The sequence below is a fragment of the Ectobacillus soli genome, from assembly GCF_042610425.1.
GTDB lineage: Bacteria > Bacillota > Bacilli > Bacillales > Bacillaceae_G > Ectobacillus.
The window spans coordinates 1228445-1243086 of record NZ_JBGJZM010000001.1 but is presented as its reverse complement, the minus strand read 5'-3'; the positions used below and the strand labels follow the sequence as shown (position 1 = coordinate 1243086).

Genomic DNA, 14642 nt, shown 5'->3' with positions numbered 1-14642 from the left:
CCCTATCGTATAAATTATGAATAATTATAAAATCCCTTACCTGTTTTTCTGCCGTAGTGTCCCGCACGTACTAGTTTCTTTAGCAATGGACAAGGACGGTATTTTGAATCACCTGTTTCTGTGTACAATGTTTCGACAACGAGTAGCAACGTATCCAACCCAATAAGATCAGCTAATGCTAATGGTCCAATTGGATGATTCGCACCTAGCTTCATACCTTCATCAATATCTTCTGCACTCGCTGTTCCCTCTGCTAAAACGAAGATTGCCTCATTTATCATTGGAACCAAAATTCGGTTCACAGCAAAAAGGGGAGCATCATTGACCGTAATACCAACTTTTCCAAAGGATTCTACTAAACTCTTCGCTAATTGGTATGTTTTCTCAGATGTTTCTTGACCTTTAATGACTTCTGTTAACTTCATGACTGGAACAGGATTAAAAAAATGCATTCCAATAAAGCGATTGGGACGCTTCGTAGACGCTGCAAGCTCTGTAATGCTTAAGCCAGAGGTATTTGTAGCGAAAACGGTTGTTTCTGTACAAATTGTATCAAGCTCTTGAAATAGAGCTTTTTTCGGTTCCGTCTTTTCAATAATAACTTCAATAATTACGTCAGCGTCTGCCAAGTCCTGAAGGTCCACGGTACTTCGGATTCTCCCTAAGATTTCCTGGGCCTTCCCTTGATCCAGTTTGTTTTTCTCAATCGCTCGGTTCAGATTTTTTTGAATGGTACGTATTCCCTTTTGTACAAACTCCTCCGTCATATCTCGCATAATAACTTCATATCCAGCTTCTGCGGCAACTTGGGCAATACCGTTCCCCATCGTTCCTGCCCCTACTACACCAATTGTTTTAACTAAAGTCATCCCTAATTCTCCTCTTTTCTTAGCTTTGTAAGCCCTTCCATTTTACTTAGTAAAAAGTACTTATACTCTTTTCTTTTCTCGTAACGTTTGTTTTAACACTTTTCCACTCGCATTCCGAGGGAGAGTGTCAAGAAAAACTACTTCTACAGGCAATTTATATTTTGCTAGTTTTTGATTGCAATACGTAATCACATCTTCCTCCGTGAATGGCTGCCCTTTCTTAAGTACAATAAATGCTTTCGGCACTTCGCCGTATACTTCATGAGGAATACCGACTACAGCGGCTTCTAATATTTCTGGAATCTCATACAAGACCTCTTCTACCTCCACGGGATAGACATTTTCACCGCCGCGAATAATCATATCTTTCTTTCGATCTACAATGTATAGCAACCCGTCTTCATCAAAGAATCCTAAATCACCACTATATAGCCAACCGTTTTTAATAGCATGTCGAGTTGCTTCCTCATTTCGTAGATACCCTTTCATAACTTGTGGTCCTTTCACAACGATTTCTCCTACTTGTCTAGTAGGCAGCTTATCTCCAAACTCATCTACAACTTGAACTTGTGTTTGAGGCAGGGGTTCACCGACAGAACCAATTTTATCTAAAGCGTACTTATCTTTTAACGTAGTAGCACCTGGTGAATTTTCTGTTTGCCCATATAAATTTTGCACTTTCACGTTAGGATAAAGCGCTTTAATTTTTTTCACTAACTCATATGGCATTGGCGCTGCTCCATATGCAAACAACCGCAGATGGGATAAATCCATCTCTCCCATTTTCGACGTGTTTAGTAGAATGCTATATATAGCTGGAACTCCAAAGAAAATGGTTACATTTTCTTTTTCCATCGTGTGTAACGTTTGTTCTGGAGAAAATGCTTCTTCGATAACCACAGAACCTCCTCTAAGTATAGTAGGAGTCGTAAAGCAATGAATCGCTGCACAGTGGAAAAGAGGGGTTACGATATGTGTACGGTCGTCTGATGTCATCTCCATCGCCTCAGACCAAATTTGTGCTACAGATCGTACATTACCAGCTGAGAGCATAACACCCTTTGGTTTCCCAGTAGTACCGGATGTATAAAAAATTACCGCTGTATCATCCTGATCTACCTCTGGCTGATGAAAGGAAAGGGAATCGTTAGCGACAATCGAAAGCCATTTTTCTCCTCCAACTACTACATGATCTTCAATTTTTTCAAGAGTTGTATCCAGTTGATGTAAGAATTCGTGAAAACGATCATCATAAATAATGGCTTTAGGTTTCGAATAGTATAGAATATACTCAGTTTCTGGTGCGGCTAATTTTATATTTACGGGTAATACAGTAAAACCGCCAATCTGACAAGCGTAATAACAAACTAGGAAATAATCAGAATTTTGTAAGTAAACTGCGATAATATCATCCTTTTTATAACCTCTTGCTTGAAAGTACCCAGCTAGATTCTTTGCTTGTTGGTAAAATTCGGAATACGTTGTGTTCCTACCTTGATAGGATGTAATTACTTTCTCAGGTTGTAGTTTTGCATGTTCTGCTAACTGTTCAAAAATAAACATCCTAGATAACCCCTTTACGAGTCGTATTTATTTTACTAACTTTATTAAATAGTCCGCATAAATCGATTGGATTTGTTCTTTCGTCATGATTCCATCTGAACTGTACCACTGTTGAATCCAGTTCATGGCACCGAGTAAAATCATACGTACGATTTTGGGTTCCGTTACTGTAAATTGCTTTGCCTCGATACCACGTTGAATGACTTGATCAAAGTAGCTAGCATAAGCCTGTCGTTTCTCTAATATTGGGTTTAATTTCTCAGAAAACGTTTCATTCGGTTTAATGATTAAATTAAACGTTTCCTTTTCTTCGATTGCATAATGAATATGTGTCATAATCATTTTCTTTAATCGTTCCTCATAAGAAACTGGCTCCTCTAGATGTGTTTGTAATTCCTCCATAACTTTTGATAAAACTATCTCATGACATTGGAAAATTAAATCTTCTTTGTTTTTAAAATAGTAATATAGTGATCCCTTTGTCATTAATAGTTCAGCTGCAATTTCTTCCATAGTAGCTGCTTGGTAGCCCTTGCGATTTACGATTTTTATTGCGGATAAAATAATTTCTTCTTTTTTCTTCAATACCTTTTTTTCAGATAATTTCATGTCATCTTATCCTATCTTTATAAGTCTAGTTGCTTTGCGATAATCTTCTTCATAATTTCAGTTGTACCAGCATAGATGCTTGCGACTGGTATATCTCGATAACGTCTTGCAATCTCGTACTCTTCCATATACCCATAGCCTCCGTGGAGCTGAAGACATTCAGAAGCAACCCGTTTTGCCATCTCACTAATCCACCACTTTGCCATAGACACTTCTTTAATTAACGATTCACCCTTCACATGACGATCCGCAATCTCATTAATATACGTTCTACCAAGCTCAATTTCCGTTGCCATTTCCGCTATTTTAAATTGTGTATTCTGGAAATGACTAATAGACTTGCCAAAAGCTTGTCGTTTTTTTACATAATCTATTGTTAAACGCAGCATCTCTTCCGCTTCAACCTGACACTGTATCGCTACGACAAGGCGCTCTTGCTGAAGATGTTCCATCAAATAATAGAAACCTTTTCCTTCTTCTCCAAGCAAATTGGAGACAGGAACCTTTGCATCCTCAAAAATGAGTTCGCCCGTATCACCGCTATGCATACCAATTTTGTTAAGCTTTTTCCCTTTTTTGAATCCTTCTGTTCCTTTTTCCACAACGATTAAGCTAATCGCCAGATGTGCAGAAGAAGCATGGGCATCCGTTTTGCAAACAACAATAGCAATATCTGAGGCAATTGCATTTGTGATAAATGTTTTTTCACCATTTAAAATATAATTGTCGCCCTCGCGTCTAGCTGTTGTTTTGACTCCAGCTAAGTCCGAACCAGCACCCGGCTCTGTCATTGCAATGGATGATATAATTTCACCACTCATACACCGGGACAACCACTTACGCTTCTGCTCCTCTGTTCCTAACGATGCTATATAAGGGGTTACAATATCAGAATGCAAACACATTCCACTACTAAGCCCTTGACCCACTCGTTCTAATTCTTCAATTAATATCTTTGAATAAGAAAAATCTAATCCTAATCCACCATACTCCTCATCTACTCCTGGACAAAGAAATCCATTCTCCCCCATTTTCAACCAAAATTCCCGCGGGATTTCACGGTCTTTTTCCCATTGCTCAAAATACGGATACGCTTCTTTTTCCAGCATTTTACGCAAAGATTCTCGAAACATCACATGCTCTTTTGTTAAAATAGATGTACCCAAATTTAGGCCTCCCTTAAAACCTTTATTTTGGTTATAAATACATAAAATGGTAATTACGTTTGATTTTATTATAAACATGGTTGTTTACCGTTCGTCAATACCTTTTTTAAACGATATTCAAAAATTGAACAGGAGTTAACTTTATAAAATTATGATCCTATAATTTATAGGGATTTTCTAAAAAAAGGATTTGAAATTTGAATAGAGAATGCTTAAGCCTGTTTCTTGGAGGTCATTTTCAATAAATGCAAACGCCTTTAAACCATAAGAGCATTTTTATAAGGATTAGCACAATTACTGAATCAACAAAAAAATGACATGCAAACTGACAATAGTTTGCACGTCATTTCATTTTTTACTATCCTTTAGATTAGTTAAGTGATATTTGTATTCCTGGAATTCTCTTGGATTGGGTGTCCACAACTCAAAACATTATTTATTTAAATCTTTTTTCGTTACTTCACTTCTAATATTTATATCCTTAGAGAATTCGGTATCACTTTTTAGATTATTAGGATATTTATTTTTTCTTTTTCGATTATCATTCTGATTAGCCATTCATTTCCCTCCCTCTCTCTTGTATTTATTACGTATTATGTACTGAAGAAATTTTTTAATACAGATTAAATCGTACCTGATATCTTTTGCTGATAATATTCATTTTTAGTTTTTAAATACAATTCCATCTCATTCATAAGATGATACAGGTTGGCTCTTGTTTCGAATTCTTCTCTTGTTGTTGGCAGGTCTAGTTTTTTCATACTTTCTAGTTTTTCATGCAATTGCGCTAGTGATGCTTCGGTTTTGTTGTAGGATGTAACGTTTTCGCTTAGATAATACAAGAACGATGCAAACATATGTCTTTGCGGCACATCTTCTGAAAGTGTTGAAATGATTGGAAGCATTCGTTTTATAATTTCATATTGTTGTTGCCGCATTCCAAAATAGAAATAATAGTCTTCTTCTTTTTTTACCAATTGATTTTCAATATCTGCTAGTGCTGTATTTCTTGCTTGTTTCAAAGTTTCTTCTAATTGTAGCAGTTCTTTTCCTGACCAGCCTTGATCCCCTTTATCTAAATACGTTGCGTATTCAAATAGGATTTTCTTTATATATTCCTCAATTTGGTCTCGGTACTGTAGCACCTCCGCCTTTAAATCTGGTATATAGCTATTGAGGATTAACGCAACTCCAATCCCGATTAATATAATTTGAAACTCATTCCAAAATATGGCTACTGTTATCGATTTTAAAATAAAAAGGTGTAGGGCGATGACAGAACTAAATATTAGTCCTTCTTGTATTTTAAATCGATTCAACAACGGAATTACGATTAGAAGATATATCGTAAAGGCAAAAGGATGATAGCCAAATACGGTAAAACAAAATGCTCCCGTTGTTAATCCTAAGATACACGCCACGAAGCGCTTTACAGTTGCTTGAATTGAACGCATTCTGGTTCGTTCAATACATAAGATGGTTAGAATCCCCGCTGACACATAAAAATCTAAATGTAACATCATTGCAATCCAAATGGAAATTCCTGCTCCGACTGCTGTTTTTACTGTTCGTATACCTATTTTCATGCTTGTCCTCCTTTTTTGTATATTTGTGATTGCATGTATTCTAGTTTTTTTCATCTCTACTTTATAATTATATAAAAGTAATAGATGATTTTGGGAAAAATATTCAACATCAACGTGTTTTCATATTGATAATCGCTTTTTACTTCTTATACCGTACTAATTAATTCTGTGGGTAAATGGCATATTTACAGTTTTAAAATTATAGTATATAATTCTTATAAAAATAATTTGAATTGAGGTGCTGTTATGGCAAATCCTTCTACCCTTACTAAAATATCTGCATCTGGAAAATGGGAATCTGGAGTTAAAACGAATATAGTAATACGTAATTTTAAGCCTTTTCTTATGGATGAACCAGTAGAGCTAGGCGGAACAGATGAAGGACCTAATCCAATGGAATTTGTATTAGCAGCATTGAATGGGTGTAATGGTGTTATGATTCCTTTAATTTCAAAAGAAATTAATTTCAGCTTCTCCGATATTGAATTTGATTCAACAGGGATTATTGATATTCGTGGATTATCAGGTGTTGAAGGTGTATCTCCTCATTTCCAAAAAGTTCGTTTTGATGTAAAGATAACAACGGATGAAAGTGACGAAAGAATTCAACTATTAAAGGAAAACGTGGAAAAAAGATGTCCGGTCTATAATCTTTTGAAGGACGCTGGAACACAAATTGATGCAACATGGAAAAGAGCTTAACTTTTAGTAAAGGGCTAGCAATGATTTAATCGCTAGCCCTTATTGATTTAGTTATAAGATAACGAATAGTATCATTTATTTGGAATTACATTCGATTTATATATTTTTCTACTTTACTCCTTACTTGCTTCTATAAACATCTTTTACATCATAATCATGTTGTTTGATGATACATATTTGAAATATCAAAGAAGATTCACTGGTCATGTGCAAAATAATCGTCTATTCTTTCATATTTTTCCCCTCTAAAATAAACATAGCGTGTCCATAATGATACTGAACTGATGTTGTTTCGATCTTTGCCCTTTCAATATTAAGGCGCGTGTTTCGGTTTAAGCAACATCCGTCACAAAGTTTTTTCCAAGCGGGTGTAAGGAAGTCTTGTATTTTTCCAACTACGGGTTGCTGAGCTCGTACATGTTCCATAAATAACATCGTACCACCCGGTTTACAAACGCGGGTGAGCTCTGCCAGTGCCAAATCTACGTTTGGAACGGAGCATAGAACGAGCGTACAAACAACCGAGTCAAATATATCAGCAGGAAACGGCAACTCTTCTACGCTGCCTTGCATAACCGAAATGTTTGCATCTGCTAATTGCGCTCTGTGTTTTGCTTTATGTAGCATTCCAGGATTCGGATCGACTGCAGTTACGAGAGTAGCAGGGTTGTAAAATGGAAAGTTCAGGCCTGTACCACAGCCAATCTCTAATACATGCTTCCTTGCTTTCCCAACTAAGTCTTTTCGAAATCGCTGCAGCCCTGCATTTTCAATGGGTCTCATTGCAGGATCATAGATTTTAGTAAATAAGGACATGGCTGTATCCTCCTTTAAATTTAGTATTATCAAATATCGAATGGAATCTTTACCTATTCAGACTGATAGTAGTTTATCCTTAACCTACAATACTGGTAAAATATTTACAAGTCTTGATTGAAAAGAATGAAGCTTAAATAGGTCATATTTTATACCAAATTAATCACTAGGCTTTATAGAATAATTCATTATGAAATTTTAATTATAAAATATAAACCCCTTATTCTCAGCTTATCGTAGAGAATAAGGGGCTTATTTTAAAAAATGGATTCTTTATTTTATATGTGTCTTTTGTCAAAATGGACTTGGTGGGATTCGAACCCACAAGATGTATAGCAATTACACTTCATAATTACTTACTGTTCTACCATTGAACTACAAGTCCAAATCTTATTTTACTCATTTTTCTTTAATTTATACTTGGTCATGCGAATTAAACAAGATTTTTGCATTATAGTATATATTTCATATACAGAAAAGTAGAAGGGCATTTCTCCCTTCTACTTTTCTTATCACAAATTAGAACATACGCCCATACATATTTGGTTGATTTGGCACATTCGGCAGGTTCGGAAGATTCGGTTGATTGCTGGTAACTGGTTGGACATAGGTAGGCTTAACCGAAGTGGGCGCAGCATAAACAGGTTGTTGATACGTTGGAAAGATTGTTGTACAGCAAATTTGCTGTGGAAACGGCGGATATGGAACACATGGTGAATAAAAAGGATTATGACAGTACATAAAAACACCCCTTATTTTGTCTCATTATACTATATTACAAGAGGTGGACATACGAGCCTGTCCTATGAAAAAAAATGAGAAACAGGCTCCGCTTAGCTTTGATTAACTATACGATTTTGGGTGAGACTCTTCATAATAACGGACCAACTCAATAATCATAGCTCCCATTCGTTCATTCTCCGGTGCCACAATGCGCTTGATTCCTTCTTCTTGCAACGCCTCTGTTGTTAGTTTACCAATGGAAACTGCAACAGTCTTGTCGTGGAAAAGTTGTACAATCCGTGCATGATGTCCATGCTTTTTTGCCCAATCAAATAATCCGCGTACTTGAATCGCAGTTGTAAAGCATACCGCATCAATCTTATAATTTAGCAACTCTTGAGATAATTGCTCCACCACTTCTTCTTTTGGGGCAATGTGCTGATAAGGTAGTAGTTGCAAAACAGATGATCCTTGCCCTTCCAAAAACGCAAGCAAGGATGGTGCCGCATCCCCATGAAGCTGAACCATGACCCGTTGATTAGCGAATGCAAAAGGCTGCAGCGCACGAATTAAACCTCTAGTTGTTCCATCATCATCAACAGCTACTGGCTGAATATCAAGCTTTTTTAAAGCAGCATACGATTTATATCCTCTTACCGCTACCTTTGCTTCACGAATTCTCGTTAAAAATGCATCCGCCATCCCTATTTGCTCTGCCATCTTAAGTAACGTTTCAATCCCGATTCCCGTGGTGAAAATTATCCAATCGGCTCCCTCTTCAATAAATTGTCGAAGATTTGGCTCTACTTCTTTTTCTGCTAGAAACACAGTCCCTTGCAGAGATCGCACAATAGGTGTGCCACCTTGTTTTTCAATTAATGTACGCATTTCATCCGTCTTACGGGAACCTCCAATCACAATTTGTTTTCCTTCTAACACATTTCCCATGGTTCTTTCCCCCTTCTAGTTTTAATAATCTATGTATATCGTAAACAAAGTATATACTTAATCAAAGTTATTGGTCAATTTTGGATAAAATAACATAAAACCTCCTGCTTTCATTACTTAAACAGCGAATAAAATATTTTAAAATAATTTTAATACGAAATTATGAAAAAAATTACGGGCTTATATCTTTTAATTAGTTTTTTGAAATAATGTTTAATTCACGAATTTAAGTCCCAACACAGACATGATTACGAGTAAAATGAAAAAAATCCTTGTTGTATTTCTCGATTCGCCAAAAAACAGCATGCCAACCAACGTAGCTCCAACGGTTCCAATTCCTGTCCAGACTGCATAAGCGGTTCCCATAGATATGTTCTCCATGGAAATGTATAGAAAGACAAAGCTAAGGGAAAATCCCCCTATCAGAATAAGAAAAGAACGAATCGAGGGATTTCGATTAATCAAAGTAACCCCCAAAACACCAACAACCTCAAAACAGCCCGCTAAAATCAATGCAACCCAATTCAAGAAAGTTCACCTCGCTTTTGATGACCATGCTCCGAATTAGCAGTAACCGACTTAAGTCCAATAATCCCAATTAATAGCAAGGTGATTAATCCAACTTTCCCCCAACTAAATGGAACGTGAAACCAAATCATTTCTGCAATTACTGTGCCCGTTGTCCCAAGTCCGACAAAGACAGCGTATACGGTGCTCGTTGGCAGCTTTTTCCCAGCATAAATAAGGACTCCGAAGCTTAGTAGCAGTGCAATGATTGTTAAACTCCACTCGATCCAATTCGTAGAATGTTTGAATCCAGCTACCCATATTACTTCAAATATTGCTGCAATCATGACTAAAAACCAATATTTGTTCATAGTAAACTCTCCCTCTTGTATTCTCTCAAACACAATAAATAAAGCCCGAAAAGAATATCTCTTAGATATTCCTCCCGGGCTTTTATCCCTCCGTGTACACGAGTATCCGTGCGTTTTCTCTCGGACCTGACCGGTTTTTTGACCGCGGAACCCTAGAAAACATAGTAATGATCAATTCGGTTTACTTTATGAATAAAATACTATATCTACAACTATATGTAAAGATTCTAAATCCATTCTAACATTTCAATTCGATTGCCAAATGGATCGTCCATATATAGTCTGTTTGCTCCAGGTAAATTTTCATCTATCGCAAATGGTACATTATTTTTCACTAGGTGTTTTTTTAAGTCTTCAATATGTTTTACTTTAAGCGCTGGATGTGCTTTTTTTGCTGGAGAGAATGGCTCTTCAATTCCAATATGAATTTGAATCGTTCCGCTTTTAAACCAAACGCCTCCTCTTTTCTTTAATGTTTCTGGTTTTTCTAGTTCTTCAAATCCTAATAGTTCTCCGAAAAACGCTCTTGCTTTTTCTTCTGAACCAGATGGGGCTGCTAATTGAATATGGTCAATGGCTTTAAAATGATAGGACATTCATAACGCCTCCTTTTTTATCCAATTGTATCCCTAATCTATTAGTAATAAAATGTCAGAAATATTATGTCGAGCATAAGTTTCTCTTATTATCGATCTATTTACTATGAATTATATACGACCCAATTTGTTCGATTTAAACTAAATCAAGAAGCTTAATAATTTTATATGCGATATTCCGCTCTTTTCCTTTGTAAGGGAAACAATGAATATGAATAGCTGGATTAAAGTTCAATTCAATTATGGAATAAGGGGATTTCTCATCTGTTACATCTTCAAGAATCATATCAACCCCGCAAATGTTTGCACCAACTGCCTTAGACGCATCTACTGCTATATATTTAAATGTGTTGGGTACGATATCCGTGACATCGATACTGTCGCCGCCAGTAGATATATTAGAATTCTCCCGTAAGTATTGTAATTTCCCTTTTGGTAAAACTGTATCGACGTTAAGATTTTGTTGTTGAAGGAAAAGCTTCATACTTTCATCAATTCTAATTTTTTCTAGTGGAGTTTTATATCCTTTTCCTCGCAATGGATCAACATTTTTGCATTCGATTAATTGTGTAATCGTAGATGTCCCGTCACCGATTACATTAGCTGGAACTCTGTGCAAGACAGCTGCTACTTCATCACCAATCACCAAAAAGCGATATTCTTTCCCCTTAATAAAAGGTTCAATAAGAATGGTGGAATCCTCCTGAAACGCGAGATGTACTCCTTGCATTAATTCTTCTTTATTTGTGCCTTGCGGAAAAATAGATATCCCTAAACCGAAATTGGTTGATTTAGGCTTTATAACCACAGGCTTATGAATCCATCGAGGAAGGGAATCTATGGCAGATTCTATATCAAAAAACTCTTCTCCGCCAGGTACTGAAATATGATATCTCTCTAGAATTTTTTTTGTTACACTTTTGTTTTCCATAACTAATACAGAAATGTATTGATCCTTACTCGTTTTTGTAGCTTGTTTTACATATTCTGTATGATTACCCTTTGTTAATGCTATAAAATTCTCTTTTCTATCCAAGATTTCAATATGGATGCCTCTTTTAATACTTTCTTGCATGAGAATTTGTGTAGAAAGTTCCATATCTGTATACGGTTTTAATTGGAATCGTTCAGAGAATGCTTTTTGTTTGTAATGTTTGGCCAATTCCATATGTGCCTTTATATATCCTTTCTCATGACAAAGTTCGGTAATTCGGTAAGAATACGTTTTTTGATGATCTTTTACGACTTCAATTTTTTCGTTTAAAATGCGTTCGAAAGGTAATTTATATTTCTTATTCATCTCTAGAAGATGCTCTAAAATTTCAAAGGCCCATTTCTGTAAAGAAACTCCTGTCCCATCCTTATAGAGAATTGTTTCCGTATTTTGCCCGCTGACTGCTACTCTTTTACTATTAGACTCGCCCTCTTCTTGCCAATTTACATAATCACTCTCATCTTTTGCTATGCAAAACAATAACAAAAGATGAATAAAGTCTAAGTCATCTAAGGTTAATCCACTCTTGACAAATGGATTGATATCGATTGTACGAATTTCTATATATGCAATCCCATTTTTAAGCAAGTCTTCAGCTTTGTAATAGATTCCTGGACCTTTTAGCCGTACTTGTGAATATAGCTCTCGAAAATCATTAAGTAAACCATTTTGAATATAGGAGTTAATGGATGCAACATAATTTTCAGTGGAAGAATAATCCGGCCATATATGTTGTTTATTTTGGTATCCACACATACTATTTCGAAAAGAAATAGCCCCTTCATTTGAATACGTATCCTTAGAAATTTCATTTAATGTTTCGACACACTCTTGTTCAAATGTTTTGTGTATCGTGCTAGTAGCTCCAAGTAAGTAGACGAGTAGCCAATTATAACGTAAGTAGTTTCGAGTAAGCTTTAAATAGAAATGCTGTTTAAAATCTTGAAGAGATGTTTTTTGATCCGTTTTAGCGTAAAGAGCATCTAATAGTGCCTTTCCTATGGAAAAATTAATATGAATTCCAGAAATTAATTGCTTTTTACCTCCATATTTTCTTGCCAAATATTCTCTGTACTTTTGATCGTTTCCTTTATCAGAAAAAACGGCAAGTGGAATATGTTCGTCTTCAGGTGTAATGGCAGGCATGGATTGTGGCCAAATCCATTCGTCTTTTTGTTCTAAAGCCACTATATTGTATAAGGAATCCAAAAAATTCACTGCGTCTATTGTTTTAGTAAAGGGAGGGGTAACTACTTCTAATTGACTTTCCGAGAAGTCCGTTGTAATGTATGGATTTTCTTTTTTGTCTCCAAATACGCTTGGATGTGATTTTAAAGAAAGAACCCCATCATTGGTTACACGCAGTCCTTCCCGTTCAATTCCAAATTCAGCTGAAAGAATTTGTTGTGTTGAAAGTCCAGAAAACAGATCAAAATTCATGTTGCATTCTCCTTTTATATACAATTTGAAAAATAATAACAGACAAAACTCCCTTTAGAATGGAAGAGATAGTAATACTCCACCAAACCCCATTAAGTCCAGCTATAGGGATAAGATACATAGCTAACGGTATGCGTAAAGCAGTGAAAACAATAGAGATTGTACTGGATATATTAGGTAAACCTATTCCTATATACACACCAGTACTAATCATCTCCATTGCCATAAATATTTGTGATATGCCGACTATTTTTAAGTAAGAGGAAGCAATACCAATTGTTTCTCTATCTAGCGTAAAGAGGCGTGCAAGTTGCTCAGGCCAGAAGAAAAATAGAATACTCGTTACGAGAGCGTATAGAATTCCTAACATCATACTTACTTGGTATCCTGCCAAAATTCTTGTATGTTTTGCTGCCCCAAAATTTTGACCTATAAAGCTACTAACAGCACCACTTAGAGAACCCATTACGACAAAAGTTACAGATTCAATTTGAAAGCCAATTTTTTGAGCTGCAATCGCATTAGTTCCGTAGGAAACGATTAATTTAGCTAAAAGAATCGAAATGATTGTAAAAAGTACGCGTTGTACAGACATTGGTAAACCTAGCTTTACAATATCCAACGACTTGTTTAGGCTTAATTGCTTATTATCCCTATTAAGTAAGACATCTTTTGCAAGGTATACAAATGAGGCAAACATGATGATTTGTGCAAAAAGTGTCGCAATCGCTGCACCTATTACTCCCCATTTAAACCAATAAATGAAAATGGGATCGAGAACAATATTTAAGATGATCCCCATTGCACTTATATAAAAGCTTTGTTTATTATTTCCAAAGCTACTAAACATGCGAATGAAAAAGGTATTGAAATAGGAAAAAAACAGCATAACACCGGATACAGCTAGGTACCAATAAGAAGATATTTCTACTTCTTTATTGTTTAAACCTAGAAATCCCAATAAGTTATGTCCATACAATAGGAATACGACTTCTGTAAGCACCCCAAATAATAGATTTAAGAAGATGCTGTTGCCGATATAAGAGGAAAGTTCTTTCTCTTTGTTACCTCCTATTGCATGTGCAATCTTTATCCCACCACCAGCTACAATCATGGCTTGAAAAGCATATCCTACATTCATAAAAAAACTAGCAGACCCTACGGTAGCAAGGGCATTTGAACCTAATCCTCCTACAAAGAACAGATCAATGAAGTTATACAGAAATTGAAGCAAAGCACTTCCAATCAAGGGAAGTGCAAGGTTAGAAATAACAAATAATTCGGTTCCAGATGTTAAATCATTTTTTTTCATTTGCCATGCCCCTACTCTATTGTCTTTCTTTTTATATAATTATATCCTTATATATATTGGGTTGTATATTAAATCAAATAAAATTGATATAATATGTGAACATTTAGCAACAACCATCTTTATGAATTTTACTAAAGACATTACAAAGTTGTACCGATAATGTATCATTGAGTTCTGTTTCATTCAAAGCATAATAATTCCAAGTTCCTTTGACCTCTTTTGTGATTAAATTGGCATCTAATAAAACCTTTAAATGATAGGATAATTTGGATTGTGTCATTTCAAATGCTTCAGTTAAATCACAAACACAAGTCTTGCCTCTTTGACATAATTCATAGAGAATTTCCAATCTTTTTTGATCAGCTAAAGCTTTAAATTTCAGTTCATATTGTTTAAACATTGGTTTTGTATTCATATAATCTTCCTTCATCAATTTTTTT

The 14642-nt window shown here is 35.6% G+C and carries 16 protein-coding genes, 1 tRNA gene and 1 riboswitch; of the genes, 1 reads left to right on the top strand and 16 read right to left on the bottom strand.

Features of this window, described 5'->3' with window-relative positions:
- Positions 1-14: 14 nt before the first annotated feature.
- From ACAN53_RS06490 to ACAN53_RS06465, 6 genes are all read right to left on the bottom strand, one after another.
- Positions 15-869, bottom strand: coding sequence for a 3-hydroxybutyryl-CoA dehydrogenase (locus ACAN53_RS06490; protein WP_379968222.1), 855 nt, complete (start codon positions 867-869; stop codon positions 15-17).
- A gap of 60 nt (positions 870-929) precedes the next feature.
- Entirely contained in the window at positions 930-2432 is a 1503-nt protein-coding gene (locus ACAN53_RS06485) for a class I adenylate-forming enzyme family protein (protein WP_379968220.1), read from the bottom strand.
- 27 nt (positions 2433-2459) lie between these two features.
- Positions 2460-3041 carry a TetR/AcrR family transcriptional regulator gene (locus ACAN53_RS06480; RefSeq protein ID WP_379968218.1) on the bottom strand — a complete coding sequence of 194 codons (582 nt, stop codon included), beginning with the start codon at positions 3039-3041 and terminating at the stop codon, positions 2460-2462.
- A 17-nt stretch (positions 3042-3058) separates the two neighbouring features.
- Positions 3059-4207, bottom strand: coding sequence for an acyl-CoA dehydrogenase family protein (locus tag ACAN53_RS06475; RefSeq protein WP_379968216.1), 1149 nt, complete (start codon positions 4205-4207; stop codon positions 3059-3061).
- A 432-nt stretch (positions 4208-4639) separates the two neighbouring features.
- The gene (locus tag ACAN53_RS06470) at positions 4640-4765 is read right to left on the bottom strand and encodes a hypothetical protein (protein ID WP_379968214.1); all 126 of its coding nucleotides are present in this window, start codon (positions 4763-4765) and stop codon (positions 4640-4642) included.
- A gap of 65 nt (positions 4766-4830) precedes the next feature.
- Positions 4831-5793, bottom strand: coding sequence for an aromatic acid exporter family protein (locus ACAN53_RS06465; protein WP_379968212.1), 963 nt, complete (start codon positions 5791-5793; stop codon positions 4831-4833).
- A 246-nt stretch (positions 5794-6039) separates the two neighbouring features.
- Here ACAN53_RS06465 and ACAN53_RS06460 point away from each other — a divergent pair, with 246 nt between their 5' ends.
- Positions 6040-6495, top strand: coding sequence for an OsmC family protein (locus ACAN53_RS06460; protein WP_379968210.1), 456 nt, complete (start codon positions 6040-6042; stop codon positions 6493-6495).
- Between the two features lie 222 nt (positions 6496-6717).
- On the opposite strand, the gene ACAN53_RS06455 is transcribed toward ACAN53_RS06460, so the two are convergent.
- The 10 genes from ACAN53_RS06455 to ACAN53_RS06410 all read right to left on the bottom strand — a co-directional run bounded on the left by ACAN53_RS06455 (position 6718) and on the right by ACAN53_RS06410 (position 14617).
- Entirely contained in the window at positions 6718-7311 is a 594-nt protein-coding gene (locus ACAN53_RS06455) for a class I SAM-dependent methyltransferase (RefSeq protein ID WP_379968208.1), read from the bottom strand.
- 300 nt (positions 7312-7611) lie between these two features.
- Positions 7612-7696, bottom strand: a tRNA-OTHER gene (locus tag ACAN53_RS06450).
- A gap of 134 nt (positions 7697-7830) precedes the next feature.
- Complete coding sequence (locus ACAN53_RS06445) at positions 7831-8052, bottom strand: hypothetical protein (protein WP_379968206.1); 222 nt, start codon at positions 8050-8052, stop codon at positions 7831-7833.
- 102 nt (positions 8053-8154) lie between these two features.
- Positions 8155-8982, bottom strand: a complete 828-nt coding sequence (locus ACAN53_RS06440) for a uroporphyrinogen-III synthase (RefSeq protein ID WP_379968204.1) — start codon at positions 8980-8982, stop codon at positions 8155-8157.
- A gap of 213 nt (positions 8983-9195) precedes the next feature.
- The gene (locus ACAN53_RS06435) at positions 9196-9510 is read right to left on the bottom strand and encodes a DMT family transporter (protein WP_379968202.1); all 315 of its coding nucleotides are present in this window, start codon (positions 9508-9510) and stop codon (positions 9196-9198) included.
- On the bottom strand, positions 9507-9860 hold the full coding sequence (locus tag ACAN53_RS06430; RefSeq protein ID WP_379968200.1) for a DMT family transporter: 354 nt from the start codon (positions 9858-9860) through the stop codon (positions 9507-9509). Before ACAN53_RS06430 ends, ACAN53_RS06435 begins: the two co-directional genes overlap by 4 nt.
- A 69-nt stretch (positions 9861-9929) precedes the next feature.
- Positions 9930-10027: riboswitch (guanidine-I (ykkC/yxkD leader) on the bottom strand.
- Positions 10028-10087: 60 nt separating this feature from the next.
- Positions 10088-10456: a VOC family protein gene (locus ACAN53_RS06425; protein WP_379968198.1), complete on the bottom strand. Its 369-nt coding sequence runs from the start codon at positions 10454-10456 to the stop codon at positions 10088-10090.
- A 136-nt stretch (positions 10457-10592) separates the two neighbouring features.
- On the bottom strand, positions 10593-12890 hold the full coding sequence (gene gshAB / locus ACAN53_RS06420; RefSeq protein WP_379968195.1) for a bifunctional glutamate--cysteine ligase GshA/glutathione synthetase GshB: 2298 nt from the start codon (positions 12888-12890) through the stop codon (positions 10593-10595).
- Positions 12880-14202 (bottom strand): MATE family efflux transporter, encoded by a 1323-nt coding sequence (locus ACAN53_RS06415; protein WP_379968193.1) that lies wholly within the window; start codon positions 14200-14202, stop codon positions 12880-12882. The genes gshAB and ACAN53_RS06415 overlap by 11 nt, the downstream gene beginning before the upstream one ends.
- 103 nt (positions 14203-14305) lie before the next feature.
- A complete protein-coding gene (locus ACAN53_RS06410) occupies positions 14306-14617 on the bottom strand; it encodes an ArsR/SmtB family transcription factor (RefSeq protein ID WP_379968191.1) in 312 nt (103 codons plus the stop codon).
- Positions 14618-14642 lie beyond the last annotated feature (25 nt).

What these genes read in the sequence shown, in the direction of transcription:
- ACAN53_RS06490 (WP_379968222.1), bottom strand. Translation starts at nt 869, where the DNA reads ATGACTTTAGTTAAAACAATTGGTGTAGTAGGGGCAGGAACGATGGGG.
- ACAN53_RS06485 (WP_379968220.1), bottom strand. Translation starts at nt 2,432, where the DNA reads ATGTTTATTTTTGAACAGTTAGCAGAACATGCAAAACTACAACCTGAG.
- ACAN53_RS06480 (WP_379968218.1), bottom strand. Translation starts at nt 3,041, where the DNA reads ATGAAATTATCTGAAAAAAAGGTATTGAAGAAAAAAGAAGAAATTATT.
- ACAN53_RS06470 (WP_379968214.1), bottom strand. Translation starts at nt 4,765, where the DNA reads ATGGCTAATCAGAATGATAATCGAAAAAGAAAAAATAAATATCCTAAT.
- ACAN53_RS06465 (WP_379968212.1), bottom strand. Translation starts at nt 5,793, where the DNA reads ATGAAAATAGGTATACGAACAGTAAAAACAGCAGTCGGAGCAGGAATT.
- ACAN53_RS06460 (WP_379968210.1), top strand. Translation starts at nt 6,040, where the DNA reads ATGGCAAATCCTTCTACCCTTACTAAAATATCTGCATCTGGAAAATGG.
- ACAN53_RS06455 (WP_379968208.1), bottom strand. Translation starts at nt 7,311, where the DNA reads ATGTCCTTATTTACTAAAATCTATGATCCTGCAATGAGACCCATTGAA.
- ACAN53_RS06445 (WP_379968206.1), bottom strand. Translation starts at nt 8,052, where the DNA reads ATGTACTGTCATAATCCTTTTTATTCACCATGTGTTCCATATCCGCCG.
- ACAN53_RS06440 (WP_379968204.1), bottom strand. Translation starts at nt 8,982, where the DNA reads ATGGGAAATGTGTTAGAAGGAAAACAAATTGTGATTGGAGGTTCCCGT.
- ACAN53_RS06430 (WP_379968200.1), bottom strand. Translation starts at nt 9,860, where the DNA reads ATGAACAAATATTGGTTTTTAGTCATGATTGCAGCAATATTTGAAGTA.
- ACAN53_RS06425 (WP_379968198.1), bottom strand. Translation starts at nt 10,456, where the DNA reads ATGTCCTATCATTTTAAAGCCATTGACCATATTCAATTAGCAGCCCCA.
- gshAB (WP_379968195.1), bottom strand. Translation starts at nt 12,890, where the DNA reads ATGAATTTTGATCTGTTTTCTGGACTTTCAACACAACAAATTCTTTCA.
- ACAN53_RS06415 (WP_379968193.1), bottom strand. Translation starts at nt 14,202, where the DNA reads ATGAAAAAAAATGATTTAACATCTGGAACCGAATTATTTGTTATTTCT.
- ACAN53_RS06410 (WP_379968191.1), bottom strand. Translation starts at nt 14,617, where the DNA reads ATGAATACAAAACCAATGTTTAAACAATATGAACTGAAATTTAAAGCT.